12 protein-coding genes are annotated in these 15313 nt (G+C 70.7%); 8 read left to right on the top strand and 4 right to left on the bottom strand.

Annotated elements, in window-relative coordinates; translation table 11 throughout:
* Positions 1-309: 309 nt before the first annotated feature.
* Together AB0412_RS21090 and AB0412_RS21085 are read right to left on the bottom strand one after the other, a co-directional pair.
* Positions 310-3954, bottom strand: coding sequence for an SCO5717 family growth-regulating ATPase (locus AB0412_RS21090; protein ID WP_366404123.1), 3645 nt, complete (start codon positions 3952-3954; stop codon positions 310-312).
* 333 nt (positions 3955-4287) lie between these two features.
* Positions 4288-4623, bottom strand: coding sequence for a DUF397 domain-containing protein (locus tag AB0412_RS21085; protein WP_366404122.1), 336 nt, complete (start codon positions 4621-4623; stop codon positions 4288-4290).
* A 292-nt stretch (positions 4624-4915) separates the two neighbouring features.
* On the opposite strand from AB0412_RS21085, the gene rpsO reads away from it, so the two are divergent.
* The 5 genes from rpsO to AB0412_RS21060 all read left to right on the top strand — a co-directional run bounded on the left by rpsO (position 4916) and on the right by AB0412_RS21060 (position 10355).
* Positions 4916-5203, top strand: a complete 288-nt coding sequence (gene rpsO / locus AB0412_RS21080) for a 30S ribosomal protein S15 (RefSeq protein ID WP_003997419.1) — start codon at positions 4916-4918, stop codon at positions 5201-5203.
* A 303-nt stretch (positions 5204-5506) separates the two neighbouring features.
* On the top strand, positions 5507-7729 hold the full coding sequence (locus AB0412_RS21075; protein ID WP_366404121.1) for a polyribonucleotide nucleotidyltransferase: 2223 nt from the start codon (positions 5507-5509) through the stop codon (positions 7727-7729).
* Positions 7726-9105 (top strand): pitrilysin family protein, encoded by a 1380-nt coding sequence (locus AB0412_RS21070; RefSeq protein WP_366404120.1) that lies wholly within the window; start codon positions 7726-7728, stop codon positions 9103-9105. Before AB0412_RS21075 ends, AB0412_RS21070 begins: the two co-directional genes overlap by 4 nt.
* 38 nt (positions 9106-9143) lie before the next feature.
* Positions 9144-9896: a 4-hydroxy-tetrahydrodipicolinate reductase gene (gene dapB, locus AB0412_RS21065; protein ID WP_366404119.1), complete on the top strand. Its 753-nt coding sequence runs from the start codon at positions 9144-9146 to the stop codon at positions 9894-9896.
* 15 nt (positions 9897-9911) lie between these two features.
* The gene (locus tag AB0412_RS21060) at positions 9912-10355 is read left to right on the top strand and encodes a hypothetical protein (protein ID WP_366404118.1); all 444 of its coding nucleotides are present in this window, start codon (positions 9912-9914) and stop codon (positions 10353-10355) included.
* 69 nt (positions 10356-10424) lie between these two features.
* Here the strand turns inward: AB0412_RS21060 and AB0412_RS21055 are convergent, their stop codons facing one another.
* The gene (locus AB0412_RS21055; protein ID WP_366404117.1) at positions 10425-10976 is read right to left on the bottom strand and encodes a hypothetical protein; all 552 of its coding nucleotides are present in this window, start codon (positions 10974-10976) and stop codon (positions 10425-10427) included.
* A 121-nt stretch (positions 10977-11097) separates the two neighbouring features.
* Complete coding sequence (locus tag AB0412_RS21050) at positions 11098-11337, bottom strand: hypothetical protein (RefSeq protein WP_366404116.1); 240 nt, start codon at positions 11335-11337, stop codon at positions 11098-11100.
* A gap of 135 nt (positions 11338-11472) precedes the next feature.
* Between AB0412_RS21050 and thyX the strand changes: the two genes are divergently transcribed.
* The 3 genes from thyX (at position 11473) to AB0412_RS21035 (ending at position 15157) form a co-directional block, all read left to right on the top strand.
* Complete coding sequence (gene thyX, locus AB0412_RS21045; protein ID WP_366404115.1) at positions 11473-12207, top strand: FAD-dependent thymidylate synthase; 735 nt, start codon at positions 11473-11475, stop codon at positions 12205-12207.
* 209 nt (positions 12208-12416) lie between these two features.
* The gene (dapA, locus tag AB0412_RS21040; RefSeq protein WP_366404114.1) at positions 12417-13316 is read left to right on the top strand and encodes a 4-hydroxy-tetrahydrodipicolinate synthase; all 900 of its coding nucleotides are present in this window, start codon (positions 12417-12419) and stop codon (positions 13314-13316) included.
* A gap of 155 nt (positions 13317-13471) precedes the next feature.
* Complete coding sequence (locus tag AB0412_RS21035) at positions 13472-15157, top strand: ribonuclease J (protein WP_366404113.1); 1686 nt, start codon at positions 13472-13474, stop codon at positions 15155-15157.
* Positions 15158-15313 lie beyond the last annotated feature (156 nt).

Below are 15313 nucleotides of genomic sequence, written 5' to 3'. Positions count from 1 at the left end.
CGCGTCATCGCTCGCACGGGTAGGACGGGTTGATCAGATGAGTGTTGAGTGTGTCTATCAGCGGCCTCTGCGCGCGTCAACGGCGCGTGCACCCCATGTGGCCTGCGGAAATAACAAATTGGCGAGCTTTTCGCGCCCATTGGTCGAGACCACTGACGCGCTCCTGGCCAGGGGGTGACGGCTGATTCCGGCCTCCCCGGACGGAGCGGGTCCGGAAATGACGAACGGCCCCTCGAAAGGGGCCGATCGTGTGGTGTGCGGAGGAGCACGGTTGACGGCGCGGTCGACCTCGCGCTGCTCCTGCTCCTGCTACTGCTGCGGCGGAGGCGGCGTCTGGGGCGCCTGGCCGGGCTGCTGCGGATAGGGCTGGGCCGGAGGCTGCGGATAGACCTGCCCCGGCTGAGGCTGCGGCTGCCCGGGCTGCGGTTGCCCCTGCGGCGGCTGAGGCTGCTGCGGGTACGGGCCGGGCTGACCGGGGCCGGGCTGCTGCCCCGGGTACGGCGGCTGGCCGGGGACCGGCTGGTGCTGGCCGGGGACCGGGGGCTGACCGCCGGGGAACGGCTGACCGGGAACGGGCTGACCCGGCATGTGCTGACCCGGCATGGGCTGACCGGGGATCGGCTGGCCCGGCAGCGGCGGGGCGGCGACCGGCGGCGGGTTGCCGTCGGACGTCCACAGACCGTGCGACTGCTGATGCCGGACGAAGTCCTCGGCGACCATCGCGGCGAGGTTGAAGTACGCCTCCCGCACCTTCGGCCGCATCATGTCGAGGTCGACCTCCGCACCGGCGGCCAGATGCTCGTCGAACGGCACGACGATCACACCGCGGCACCGGGTCTCGAAGTGCGACACGATGTCCTCGACCTTGATCATCTTGCCGGTCTCGCGCACCCCGGAGATGACGGTGAGCGACCGCGAGACGAGATCCGCGTACCCGTGCGCCGACAGCCAGTCCAGCGTCGTACTGGCGCTGCTCGCCCCGTCCACGGACGGCGTGGAGATGATGATGAGCTGGTCCGCGAGATCGAGCACACCGCGCATGGCGCTGTAGAGCAGACCGGTGCCCGAGTCGGTGAGGATGATCGGGTACTGCTTGCCCAGCACGTCGATCGCGCGCCGGTAGTCCTCGTCGTTGAACGTCGTCGACACCGCGGGGTCGACGTCGTTGGCGATGATCTCCAGTCCGGACGGCGCCTGCGAGGTGAACCGCCGGATGTCCATGTAGGAGTTGAGGTACGGGATCGCCTGGACGAGGTCACGGATGGTGGCCCCGGTCTCGCGGCGCACCCGGCGGCCGAGCGTACCGGCGTCCGGGTTGGCGTCGATCGCGAGGATCTTGTCCTGCCGCTCGGAGGCGAGCGTCGAACCGAGGGCGGTGGTGGTCGTCGTCTTGCCGACGCCGCCCTTGAGGCTGATCACGGCGATGCGGTAGCAGGACAGCACCGGCGTGCGGATCAGCTCCAGCTTCCGCTGCCGCTCGGCCTCCTCCTTCTTGCCGCCCAGCTTGAAACGCGATCCGCCGGCCGCGGGGCGGCTGCTCTTCGCCTTCTGCTTCTTGCTGTTGAGCAGCCGGTCCGACGACAGCTCCACGGCAGCCGTGTAACCGAGCGGCGCGGCACCGGGGTTGGTCGGCTGCCGCTGATCGTGCTGCATGGGCTGCGGCCAGGCGGCCCCGACCCGGGGGTCGACGGGCTGCTGGGGCTGCCCCTGCGGCTGAGGCTGCTGCGGCTGTGCCTGCGGGGGCACGCCGGGCTGCTGCGCCTGCGGCGCCGGCTGCTGGTGCGGGAAGCCGTAGCCGTTGCCGGGGGTGGGCGCACCGGGCTGGGGGAAGCCGTAACCGGCTTGCGGGTGCGGCTGCTGAACCGGCTGCTGCGCCTGCGGCGGCTGGGCGGCATCCGGCCCCTGGGCCCCTGGCTGCGGGAATCCGTAGCCCGCTTGGGGGGCCGGCTGCGGGTGCGGCTGCTGAGCGGGCACCTGCGGGGCCTCCGGAACCTGCGCACCCGGCTTCGGGAAGCCGTAACCACCCTGCGCCTCGGCGGGGGCGGGGCCCGGCTGCTGTGCGGGAGCCTGCTGCGCGGGCGGCTGCGGGAAGCCGTAACCGGCCTGCGGGGCGGGCTGCTGCTGCGGCTGGGCCGGGCCCTGCTGAGGCGACGCCTGCGCACCGGGCGCGTTCCACGCGGCCGGCGCGGGCTGCGGAGCCTGCGGCTGGAACGGCGACTGCTGGGCGGGGACAGCCGGCTGGTCCTCGGCAGCCGGGGGCTGCTGCGGCTGTGCCTGCGGGGGCACGCCGGGCTGCGGTTGCGCTTGCGGTTGCGGCTGGGCCTGCGGCGTGGGCTGCTGCGGGAAGCCGTACCCGCCGGGCTGCGCCGGGGGCTGTGCGGGCCACTGGGCCGCGGGCGCAGGGGCGGCCGGATACGACGGCGGCACCGGCGGCATGTTCTGCGGCACCGGGGGAGCCCAGGCGGGCGGGGCGTCGGACACGCCGGGGACGGCGTCCTGCGGCGCGCTGTCGTGAGGCACGCTGTCCTGCGGCTCCTGCGGCTCCTGCGGCTCCTGCGCGGGAGCCACGTCGGAGGGCGCAGCATCGTCCGCCGGCTTGGCGTCCTCGGGCTCGCCAATGGCCGGTACGGCATCCGCGGGCACGGCATCCGCGGGCACGGCATCCGTGGGCTCGGCGACCTCGGTCACCGCGTCGTCAGGCTCGGCGAGCTCCGCCACCGCGTCCTTCGCCTCGGAGACTTCGGCCACGGCGTCGTCAGGTTCGGCGACCTCGGTCACCGCGTCCTCGGGCTCGGTCTCTGCCTCCGCCCCGCTCTCCGCGTCTGCCTCTGCTGTGGCTTCTTCTGCTTCTTCCGCTGCCGCTTCCGTGTGCGACTCGGCGTCCGCGTCCGCGTCGGCCTCGTCCTCGGCCTCGACGGAGACCTTCCCGTCCTCCTCGGCCTCGGTCACCGGAGACAGCGCGCTCTCGCCCGCAACGCCCTCGCTCCCGAGGACTTGATCGGCCACCCCGGAGCCCTGGCCGTCCTCCGGCGCCTCCTCCACGGAACCGCCGGCATCCGCGCCGTCCTCGTCCCCGTCCGTCAGAGACGTCCCCACGGCACCGCTGCCCGCGATCTCGTCGTCAGTCCCGGTCTCGGTCTCGACCTCGGCGTCGGCGCCCGCGTCGGCGTCGCTGTCGGCGCCGGTGCCCTCAGGCGCCGTCTCCCCGGCCGCGTCCTGCCCGCCGGCCGCCGCGGCCTCCCGCTCCTCGATCTCCCGCTTCAGCGCAGCGGCGGAGAACCGAATCGTGGCACCGCTCTCCAGATCGCCGTTGCCGGAGTCCACCGACCCGGCGGCGGCACCGGCCCCGGCACCGGCGACGGGAAAACTCGGCACTGCCGCGGGAGAAGCCGGATCGGACCCCGGTCCAGGCACGGACGGGGACGACGAAAGCCCCCCGCTCCCCTTCTCCTCCTCCGTCGGCCGCTGCGGCTCGAACCCGCTCCCCACGGGCAGCCGGGGCACGACCCCCGGTCCCCCGGAAGGCGGCGCGGGGGGAGTGAAAGGAGCGCCGGGAGCAGACGCAGGCGCAGGCGGTGTGAAAGGCGCCCCCGGTGCCGGCATCGGGATCGCCGAGGGCCCCGCCGCCCCCACCGCGTGCGGCGGCGGCGTCAACCCCGGCAACGGCGGAACAGGCCCATTGGGCGAGGGAGTTGAAGCGGCCGGGGGAGTCGGCGACGGGGGCTGGGAAGAGGAGCCGGCGCCGGAGGAAGCCGCAGAAGGCGCCCCGGAACCGGAACCCGAGGCGGACGACCCCTCGGATCCCGAACCCGCCGAAGCGTTCTGCGTGTACCACGCCGGCGGCGCGTAGTCGATGGTGAACTCGCCCGTCGTCTCGACGGCGGACTCCGCGTCGGGCTGGTCATCGCCGGGTGTCGCCCAGCCCCCGCGCATCCCGTCCCGATCGCTGCTCACAGTTCCTCCTGGTGTGGTCGAGCGCCCTTGTGCCGTGCTGGGGCGACCATTTCCCGTCGTCCGACGTATCCGAAATGAAACGAGGTCGTCCGAACCGGCCCTCCCCGTAGGACGCCGATGCCCGCTCCACGGGTTCTGGCGTCGCGCCGGGTACCAGCCTAATCACCAGGACACCCACCCCGTCAGCCCCGTCCACCCCTCAGCACCCGCCGCTCATCTCCCCACGGCGCGGTCAAGTCCCGTACAAATTCGCAACTCAAGGGGGCAAACAAACGCCAACGGGCGGCACGCACGCGTACCGCCCGTTTCCATATCTCCACATCACACAACGCGTCACCCGGAGGCCGAAGCGGACTCCCCTTCACCGTCAGCGCGACCCTCAGCGCCGCCCTGCGCGTCGCTGTCCGCGGGCTTCAGGTCGAACTCGCCGTCGCGCGCCCCCAGGACGAAGGCCCGCCACTCCGCCTCCGTGTAGCGCAGCACCGTGTCATGGTCGAGCGAGGACCGCATGGCCACCGCGCCGCCGGGCAGGTACGCGATCTCCACCCGCTCCTCGTCCGGATCGGTGCCGGGCGGGCCGTGCCACTCGACGCCGGAGATGTCGAGGGCGTACAGCTCGTTCTTCTCCCGCTCCTTGCGTGCCTTGATCTCCTCAGCCGTCTCCGCCATGCCGCAGCGACCCCTTCCCGACGTACCCGAGTACGCGATGTACCGGTCGTACCAATGGTCCGAGCGCTCACCCTAGTGGCCGCCTCCGTCCCACCTGGGCGGTTCCACGGACCGGGGGAAAGAGGCCCCCCGCTGCCTGGTACCCTGAGTGACGGCCGTATGTGTACGCACCCCCGGAGCGCTCGCTCTGGAGGCCGCGCCCAGCGGATCCCCGCCTTCCGAGTCATGGAAGCTCCCCCGAGAAGCAGACCGGGGGCACTCGGTGGCCACTCACAGACTATGAGGAGTACGCGTGTCGCTCGACGCCGCTACGAAGAAGCAGATCATCGCCGAGTTCGGTACCAAGGAGGGTGACACCGGCTCCCCCGAGGTCCAGGTCGCTCTGCTGTCCCGTCGGATCTCCGACCTGACCGAGCACCTCAAGACCCACAAGCACGACCACCACTCCCGTCGTGGTCTGCTGATCCTGGTCGGTCAGCGCCGCCGGCTGCTGCAGTACCTCGCCAAGAAGGACATCCAGCGCTTCCGTGCGCTGGTCGACCGCCTCGGCATCCGCCGCGGTGCGGCAGGCGCCAAGTAAGACGCCGTGAAGGGAGCGGTTCCCTGAGACAGGGGGCCGCTCCCTTTGCTGTACGGCTGTACGTGCGGAGTGTCACCGCTCCTTTGTAGTGTGGTAGCACAACGCAAGACGGGTGACACAGCACGACAAGAAGAGGAGAGGCGCACCCAGCCGCCGCCGGTCCTCGGTAGTGGCCCCCGGGGAGAAAGCCCCGGGTGCTTCGATCGAAGACCGGCCCGCACACACGGCGCGCTTCTCCGCAGTCGTCCCCCTGCCACACGGGCAGCCGGGACGAAAAGACGACAAGTAACGGAGAAAACGCTAGTGGAGAACGAGACCCACTACGCCGAGGCCGTCATCGACAACGGCTCCTTCGGCACCCGCACCATCCGCTTCGAGACGGGCCGCCTGGCCAAGCAGGCCGCCGGCTCCGCCGTGGCGTACCTGGACGACGACACCATGGTGCTGTCGGCCACCACCGCCTCCAAGAACCCCAAGGACCAGCTCGACTTCTTCCCGCTCACGGTGGACGTCGAGGAGCGGATGTACGCCGCCGGCAAGATCCCCGGCAGCTTCTTCCGCCGTGAGGGCCGTCCCTCCGAGGACGCCATCCTCACCTGCCGCCTGATCGACCGCCCGCTGCGCCCGTCCTTCAAGAAGGGCCTGCGCAACGAGATCCAGGTCGTCGCCACGATCATGGCGCTCAACCCCGACCACCTGTACGACGTCGTGGCGATCAACGCCGCCTCCGCGTCCACGCAGCTGGCCGGTCTGCCCTTCTCCGGCCCGATCGGCGGCGTCCGCGTCGCGCTGATCCGCGGCCAGTGGGTGGCCTTCCCGACGCACACCGAGCTCGAGGACGCCGTCTTCGACATGGTCGTCGCGGGCCGCACCCTGGAGGACGGCGACGTCGCGATCATGATGGTCGAGGCCGAGGCCACCGAGAAGACCATCAAGCTGGTCGAGGGCGGCGCCGAGGCGCCGACCGAGGAGGTCGTCGCCGCCGGTCTGGACGCCGCGAAGCCCTTCATCAAGGTGCTCTGCAAGGCCCAGGCCGACCTCGCCGCCAAGGCCGCCAAGCCGACCGCCGAGTTCCCGATCTTCCTCGACTACCAGGACGACGTCCTGGAGGCGCTGACCGCGGCGGTCAAGCCCGAGCTCGCGCAGGCGCTCACCATCGCCGGCAAGCAGGAGCGCGAGGCGGAGCTGGACCGCGTCAAGCAGCTCGCCGCCGAGAAGCTCCTGCCGGAGTTCGAGGGCCGCGAGAAGGAGATCTCCGCCGCGTACCGCTCGCTCACCAAGCAGCTGGTCCGTGAGCGCGTGATCAAGGAGAAGAAGCGCATCGACGGCCGCGGTGTCACCGACATCCGCACCCTGGCCGCCGAGGTCGAGGCCATCCCGCGGGTCCACGGCTCCGCCCTGTTCGAGCGCGGCGAGACCCAGATCCTGGGCGTCACCACGCTGAACATGCTGCGCATGGAGCAGCAGCTGGACACCCTCTCCCCGGTGACCCGCAAGCGCTACATGCACAACTACAACTTCCCGCCGTACTCCACCGGTGAGACGGGCCGCGTCGGCTCCCCGAAGCGCCGCGAGATCGGTCACGGAGCCCTCGCCGAGCGTGCCCTGATCCCGGTCCTGCCGACCCGCGAGGAGTTCCCCTACGCGATCCGTCAGGTGTCCGAGGCCCTCGGCTCCAACGGCTCGACGTCCATGGGCTCGGTCTGCGCCTCCACCATGTCGCTGCTGAACGCCGGTGTGCCGCTGAAGGCCCCCGTCGCCGGTATCGCCATGGGCCTCATCTCCCAGGAGATCGAGGGCGAGACGCACTACGTCACCCTCACCGACATCCTCGGTGCGGAGGACGCCTTCGGCGACATGGACTTCAAGGTCGCCGGCACCAAGGAGTTCGTGACCGCCCTCCAGCTCGACACCAAGCTGGACGGCATCCCGGCCTCCGTCCTGGCCGCCGCCCTGAAGCAGGCCCGTGACGCCCGCCTCCACATCCTCGACGTGATGATGGAAGCGATCGACACGCCGGACGAGATGTCCCCGAACGCGCCGCGGATCATCACCGTGAAGATCCCGGTCGACAAGATCGGTGAGGTCATCGGCCCCAAGGGCAAGATGATCAACCAGATCCAGGAGGACACGGGCGCCGAGATCACGATCGAGGACGACGGCACCATCTACATCGGCGCCGCCGACGGCCCCTCCGCCGAGGCCGCCCGCACCACGATCAACGGCATCGCCAACCCGACGATGCCCGAGGTCGGCGAGCGCTACCTGGGTACGGTCGTCAAGACCACGACCTTCGGCGCGTTCGTCTCGCTCCTGCCCGGCAAGGACGGTCTGCTGCACATCTCGCAGATCCGCAAGCTGGCCGGCGGCAAGCGCGTGGAGAACGTCGAGGACGTCCTCGGCGTGGGCCAGAAGGTCCAGGTCGAGATCGCCGAGATCGACTCCCGCGGCAAGCTCTCCCTGATCCCCGTGATCGAGGGCGAGGACACTTCCGACGAGACGCAGAAGGACGACGCCGCCAAGTGACGTCCCACGGCTCCAAGGCGACGGCCCGCACCTCCTCGGAGGCGCGGGCCGTCGCCCGTACCCAAACGCTCATCAAGGGCGAGAACGGCATCGGCACGGTCCGCAAGACCACCCTCCCCGGTGGCCTGCGCATCGTGACCGAGACCCAGCCCGCCGTCCGCTCCGCCACCTTCGGCATCTGGGCGCACGTCGGCTCCCGCGACGAGACCCCGGCGCTCAACGGCGCCACCCACTACCTGGAGCACCTGCTCTTCAAGGGCACCTCCCGCCGGTCCGCCCTGGAGATCTCCTCCGCGCTCGACGCCGTCGGCGGCGAGATGAACGCGTTCACGGCCAAGGAGTACACGTGCTACTACGCACGCGTGCTCGACTCCGACCTGCCGCTCGCCATCGACGTGGTGTGCGACATGCTCACCGGCTCCCTGATCCTCCAGGAGGACGTCGACGTCGAGCGCGGCGCCATCCTCGAAGAGATCGCGATGACCGAGGACGACCCGGGCGACTGTGTGCACGACCTGTTCGCGCACACCATGTTCGGTGACAACCCCCTCGGCCGCCCCGTCCTCGGCACGGTCGACACGGTCAACGCCCTCACCGCCGACCGCATCCGCCGCTTCTACAAGAAGCACTACGACCCGACCCACCTGGTCGTCGCCTGCGCCGGCAACATCGACCACGGCAAGGTCGTACGCCAGGTCCGCGCCGCCTTCGAGAAGGCGGGCGCCTTCAAGGACCTCGACGCCCAGCCGATCGCCCCGCGCGGCGGCAGCCGGACCCTGCGCACCGCCGGCCGCGTCGAACTGATCGACCGCAGCACCGAGCAGGCACACATCGTCCTCGGCATGCCGGGCCTCGCCCGCACCGACGAGCGCCGCTGGGCCCTCGGCGTGCTCAACACCGCCCTCGGCGGCGGCATGTCCTCCCGCCTCTTCCAGGAGGTCCGGGAGAAGCGCGGCCTCGCCTACAGCGTGTACTCGTACACCTCCGGCTTCGCCGACTGCGGCCTGTTCGGCGTGTACGCCGGCTGCAGGCCCTCGCAGGTGCACGACGTGCTGAAGATCTGCCGGGACGAACTCGACCAGGTCGCCGAGCACGGCCTCCCGGACGACGAGATCGAGCGTGCCGTCGGCCAGCTCCAGGGCTCCACCGTCCTCGGTCTGGAGGACACGGGCGCCCTGATGAACCGCATCGGCAAGAGCGAGCTGTGCTGGGGCGAGCAGATGTCGGTCGACGACATGCTGGCCCGGATAGCCTCGGTCACCCCGGACGACGTCCGCTCGGTCGCCCGCGACATCCTGGGACGGCGGCCCTCGCTGTCGGTCATCGGCCCGCTCAAGGACAAGCAGGCCGCCCGTCTGCACGACGCCGTCGCCTGATCCACCCCGGCAATCCCTCGGTTAAGGAAGCAACAGACATGAGCAAGCTGCGCGTGGCGGTCCTCGGTGCCAAGGGCCGGATCGGATCCGAGGCGGTCAAGGCGATCGAGGCCGCCGAGGACATGGAGCTGGTGGCCGCCCTCGGCCGGGGCGACAAGCTGGAGACCCTGGCCGAGACGGGCGCCCAGGTCGCGGTCGAGCTGACGACGCCCGCCTCGGTCATGGGCAACCTCGACTTCTGCGTGCGCCACAACATCCACGCGGTCGTCGGCACCACCGGCTGGACCGACGAGCGCCTCGCGCAGCTCAAGGGCTGGCTGGAGCTGTCCCCCGAGACGGGCGTGCTCATCGCGCCCAACTTCTCCATCGGCGCCGTCCTCACCATGAAGTTCGCGCAGATCGCCGCGCCGTACTTCGAGTCCGTCGAGGTCGTCGAGCTGCACCACCCGAACAAGGTCGACGCCCCGTCCGGCACCGCCACGCGCACCGCCCAGCTCATCGCCGAGGCCCGCCGCAAGGCCGGCTCCGCGCCCGCGCCGGACGCCACGGTCACCGCCCTGGACGGCGCCCGCGGGGCGAACGTCGACGGTGTCCCGGTGCACGCCGTCCGCCTGCGCGGCCTGCTCGCCCACCAGGAGGTCCTGCTCGGCGGCGAGGGCGAGACCCTCACCGTCCGCCACGACTCCCTGCACCACGCCAGCTTCATGCCGGGCATCCTGCTCGGCGTCCGCCGTGTGGTGACCACTCCGGGCCTGACCTTCGGCCTGGAGCACTTCCTCGACCTGAACTGAGCCCGAGCCCCCGACATGCGCGCCAAGATCTCCTACGCCATAACCGCCGCCGTCCTGGTCGTCTACTTCGTCCTGGTCGGCAGCCGCGGCGTGCTGCTCATCGAGGCCGGCACGCCCCTCACCGTCGCCTTCGGCATCGCGGTGCTGATCCTGCCGGTCATCGGGGTGTGGTTCCTGTGGAAGAACACCCAGTTCGTCCGTGAGGCCAACCGTCTCGCCGCCGAGCTCGAGGCCGAGGGCGGACTGCCCGTCGACGAGCTGAAGCGCCTGCCCAGCGGCCGTGTGGACCGCGACTCGGCCGACGCGGTCTTCGCCCGCCGCAAAGCCGAGACCGAGGCCGCCCCCGACGACTGGCGCAGCTGGTTCCGGCTCGCCGTCGCCTACCACGACGCCCGCGACACCCCGCGCGCCCGCAAGGCCATGCAGCGCGCGATCACCCTGCACCGCACCTCGCAGTGAGCCCGCCCGGCGCATGAGAGAGGGGTCCGGTCACCGCCTGCGCGGACCGGGCCCCTCCTCGTACGGCTCTCAGCCCCGGCGGTACTCGTCCGCCCACGCCTCCACCGAGTCGGCCGCGCGGTCGAAGGCGAGCTCCCGCCCCAGGAAGTCCGCGTCGTGCGTGGTCAGCAGCGGCGGCACGGCATCCGCCTGCCCCTGCCGCACGAGCAGCAGCGCCTGCCCCTGCACCGTCCGCGGCAGCCCCAGCAGACGCACCGGCTGCTGCACCGTCCGCACCGAGCCGACCTGCTCCCACGGCACCGTACGCGTGCTGACGAACCCCACGTGCCGCAGGCCCCGGGCGCTCACCCACACACCCATGCGCAGCAACCGCAGCGCGCAGCCGATGACGACCAGCGCGATCGCGAAGACCACGCCCGCCGACGACACCGGCGCCGTCGCCGCGATGATCACCGCAGCGAACAGCACGAACGAGGCGAGCAGCAGCAGAAGCGCCGCGGCCCCCACGCGCCACGGCCCCGGACGGTAGGGGCGCCGCCAGCGGTCACGGTCGTCGTACGGCAGCGGGACATCGTCCGCGGCATCGAAGTCGCGGTCGGCCGTCAGGAAGGGCAGGGGCACGGCTGGTCCTCACTCGATCCATGCGTGGGCTGTGCCCGGTGAGGCTACCGATCTGTGTCCCCGCTCACCACCTTCGGGGTCCGGATGGAGCCGTCCCGGCCCCTCCCGGCGGCTCGGCTGCTCAGCGCCCGTCGGTCGCCTGCGACTGCTGGGTCCCCGGGGTCGCCGTACCGGTGGACAGCGCGGGCGTACCGACGACCAGGGAGCCCACCAGCCCGGCGACGATGGTGAGCCCCAGCAGCCACCGCCCGGCTATCTGCCCGGCGCTCGCCCGCTCACGGGGCGGCGGAGCGACATTGCTGCGGAACCTGTCGGCCTCGGCGAGGAAGGCGAACGGAACGGGTTCGCGCCGACCGAACATCAGGGGTACTTCTCCCTTCGGGGACAGAACGGATCATTGTCATCCGTAGAGACGAACGAACCGCCGCAAAGGTGCCCGGCATCCCGTGGGTAAAGTGACGAGGCACCGAGACGAGACGGGAAGGCCCCTCACACCGTGACCCCCGACGAAGACTTCAAGACCGAGTTCCGCAGCGACGTCACCGTGGAGCTGGTGAAACACAGCGCGGCGGACTCCGACGTCCTGTTCGCCGCCCGCGTGTCCACGCTCGGGGAGCAGTCCCTGGACGAGCTGCAGAAGGACCCGGAGCGTTCCAAGGGCCTGATCAACTACCTGATGCGGGACCGCCACGGCAGTCCCTTCGAGCACAACTCGATGACCTTCTTCATCAGCGCCCCGATCTTCGTCTTCCGCGAGTTCATGCGGCACCGCGTGGGCTGGTCGTACAACGAGGAGTCGGGCCGCTACCGGGAGCTCCAGCCGGTCTTCTACGTGCCGGACACCTCCCGCAAGCTGGTCCAGGAGGGCCGCCCCGGCAAGTACCGCTTCGTCGAGGGCACCCCCGAGCAGCACCGGCTCGTCAGCGAGTCGATGGAGGAGTCGTACCGCCAGGCGTACCGCACCTACCAGGAGATGCTCGCCGCCGGAGTCGCCCGCGAGGTCGCCCGCGCGGTCCTTCCCGTCGGCCTGTACTCCTCGATGTACGCCACCTGCAACGCCCGCTCGCTGATGCACTTCCTCGGTCTGCGCACCCAGCACGAGCTGGCGAAGGTCCCGTCCTTCCCGCAGCGGGAGATCGAGATGGTCGGCGAGAGGATGGAGGCCGAGTGGGCCCGGCTCATGCCGCTCACCTACGCCGCCTTCAACGCCAACGGACGCGTCGCCCCGTAACCCGGCGGCACTCCAGCTCCGGCACACATGTACGGATCAGCCCTGCGATGTGTCCGTATTGCGGCACTTCGTGAAGTTTCTTAGCCTGATCAAACGGACCCGGTACTGCCTGAACCCCCGAGCAGGCAGTACCGGGCTCCCCATGTGCACCACTTTGTCGCCTGCCCCGAGGGCAGACCCGGTCCTGAGCAACGAGTAGCGTGTAACCCATGGCTCCGACCTCCACTCCGCAGACCCCCTTCGGGCGGGTCCTCACCGCCATGGTCACGCCTTTCACGGCGGACGGCGCACTCGACCTCGACGGCGCACAGCGGCTCGCCACCCACCTGGTGGACGCAGGCAACGACGGCCTGATCATCAACGGCACCACCGGCGAGTCCCCCACCACCAGCGACGCGGAGAAAAAGGATCTCGTACGGGCGGTCCTGGAGGCGGTCGGCGACCGCGCCCACGTGGTGGCCGGAGTCGGCACCAACGACACCCACCACAGCATCGAACTGGCCCGCACCGCCGAGCGCACCGGCGCACACGGCCTGCTGGTCGTCACCCCCTACTACAACAAGCCCCCGCAGGAGGGCCTCTACCGGCACTTCACGGCCATCGCCGACGCCACCGAGCTGCCGGTCATGCTGTACGACATTCCCGGCCGCAGCGGCGTCCCGATCAACACCGAGACGATCGTCCGCCTCGCCGAGCACCCGAGGATCGTCGCCAACAAGGACGCCAAGGGCGACCTCGGCCGCGCCAGCTGGGCCATCGCCCGCTCCGGCCTCGCCTGGTACTCCGGCGACGACATGCTGAACCTCCCCCTGCTCTCCGTGGGCGCCGTCGGCTTCGTCTCGGTCGTCGGCCACGTCGTCACCCCCGAGCTGCGCGCCCTGGTCGAGGCGTACACCTCCGGCGACGTCCAGAAGGCCACCGAGATCCACCAGAAGCTGCTCCCGGTCTACACGGGCATGTTCCGCACCCAGGGCGTCATGACCACCAAGGCGGCGCTCACCCTGAAGGGCCTGCCCGCCGGCCCCCTGCGGGCCCCCATGGCCGAATGCACGCCCGAAGAGATCGAACAGCTCAAGATCGATCTTGCCGCCGGCGGGGTACAGCTCTAGCAACAGACTTCGCGTGACCGCTCGCGCAACCTGACTCCACAACTGAATAAGCGGGCCACCGGTGCCCGCACCCCACACGACAACTGCTTCTGCACGAACGTCACGCGCGCCACGTGCCCCACCGGTACGTGGCGCGCGTGGTTGAGGAGAGTCTTTTGAGTCATCCGCATCCTGAACTCGGCCCGCCCCCGCCGCTCCCCGACGGCGCGCTGCGCGTCACCCCGCTCGGCGGCCTCGGCGAGATCGGCCGGAACATGACGGTCTTCGAGTACGGCGGCCGCCTGCTGATCGTCGACTGCGGAGTGCTCTTCCCCGAGGAGGAGCAGCCCGGAATCGACCTGATCCTGCCGGACTTCTCGTCCATCCGGGACCGTCTCGACGACATCGAGGGCATCGTCCTCACCCACGGCCACGAGGACCACATCGGCGGCGTCCCCTACCTCCTGCGCGAGAAGCCGGACATCCCGCTGATCGGCTCCAAGCTGACCCTCGCCCTCATCGAGGCGAAGCTCCAGGAGCACCGCATCCGCCCCTACACCCTGGAGGTGGCGGAAGGACACCGCGAGCGCATCGGACCCTTCGACTGCGAGTTCGTCGCGGTCAACCACTCCATCCCGGACGCGCTCGCCGTGGCCATCCGCACCCCCGCGGGCATGGCGGTCCACACCGGCGACTTCAAGATGGACCAGCTGCCGCTGGACAACCGCCTCACGGACCTGCACGCGTTCGCGCGGCTGAGCGAGGAGGGCATCGACCTCCTGCTGTCGGACTCCACGAACGCGGAGGTGCCCGGCTTCACCCCGCACGAGCGCGACATCTCCACCGTGCTCCGCCAGGTCTTCGCCGGCGCCCGCAAGCGGATCATCGTGGCCAGCTTCGCCAGCCACGTCCACCGCATCCAGCAGATCCTGGACGCCGCCTACGAGTACGGCCGCCGGGTCGCCTTCGTCGGCCGCTCCATGGTCCGCAACATGGGCATCGCCCGGGACCTCGGCTACCTGAAGGTCCCCCCGGGCCTGGTGGTCGACGTCAAGACCCTGGACGACCTCCCGGACAACGAGGTGGTCCTGGTCTGCACGGGCTCCCAGGGCGAACCCATGGCGGCCCTGTCCCGCATGGCCAACCGCGACCACCAGATCCGCATCGTCGAGGGCGACACGGTGATCCTGGCGTCGTCGCTCATCCCCGGCAACGAGAACGCCGTCTACCGCGTGATCAACGGCCTGACCCGCTGGGGCGCCAACGTCGTCCACAAGGGCAACGCCAAGGTGCACGTCTCGGGCCACGCCTCCGCGGGCGAGCTGCTGTACTTCTACAACATCTGCCGCCCGCGCAACCTGATGCCGGTCCACGGCGAATGGCGCCACCTGCGCGCCAACGCCGAACTGGGCGCCCTGACCGGCGTCCCCCACGACCGCATCGTCATCGCCGAGGACGGCGTCGCCGTCGACCTCGTCGAGGGCAAGGCGAAGATCTCCGGCAAGGTCCAGGCGGGCTACGTCTACGTCGACGGCCTCTCCGTCGGCGACGTCGGCGAACCTGCCCTGAAGGACCGCAAGATCCTCGGTGACGAGGGCATCATCTCGGTCTTCGTGGTCATCGACGCGTCCACTGGCAAGATCACCGGCGGTCCGCACGTCCAGGCCCGCGGATCCGGCATCGAGGACTCGGCCTTCAGCGATGTGATCCCGAAGATCACGGAGGTCCTGGAACGCTCGGCCCAGGACGGCGTCGTCGAACCCCACCAGATGCAGCAGCTCGTCCGCCGCACGCTGGGCAAGTGGGTCTCCGACACCTACCGGCGCCGGCCGATGATCCTGCCCGTGGTGGTGGAGGTCTGAGCGTGGCCTGACGGTCCGTCGGACCGCACGCCTGCGCGAACTGGGAGCGGGGGGGGGGGGGGTGTGGGGGGGGGGGGCGCCGCCCGCAGGGGGGAGAAAAAACACCCCAACACCCCCCCCCCCCCCCGCGGGGGCGCGGGCCCGCGGAAGGCAAGA

This window comes from Streptomyces sp. NPDC052012 (assembly GCF_040689265.1).
Lineage (GTDB): Bacteria > Actinomycetota > Actinomycetes > Streptomycetales > Streptomycetaceae > Streptomyces.
Note: the sequence above shows the minus strand (reverse complement) of the source record. Positions and strands in the feature narration are given on the sequence as shown.

What these genes read in the sequence shown, in the direction of transcription:
- AB0412_RS21085 (WP_366404122.1), bottom strand. Translation starts at nt 4,623, where the DNA reads ATGGCGGAGACGGCTGAGGAGATCAAGGCACGCAAGGAGCGGGAGAAG.
- dapB (WP_366404119.1), top strand. Translation starts at nt 9,144, where the DNA reads ATGAGCAAGCTGCGCGTGGCGGTCCTCGGTGCCAAGGGCCGGATCGGA.
- AB0412_RS21060 (WP_366404118.1), top strand. Translation starts at nt 9,912, where the DNA reads ATGCGCGCCAAGATCTCCTACGCCATAACCGCCGCCGTCCTGGTCGTC.
- AB0412_RS21050 (WP_366404116.1), bottom strand. Translation starts at nt 11,337, where the DNA reads ATGTTCGGTCGGCGCGAACCCGTTCCGTTCGCCTTCCTCGCCGAGGCC.
- dapA (WP_366404114.1), top strand. Translation starts at nt 12,417, where the DNA reads ATGGCTCCGACCTCCACTCCGCAGACCCCCTTCGGGCGGGTCCTCACC.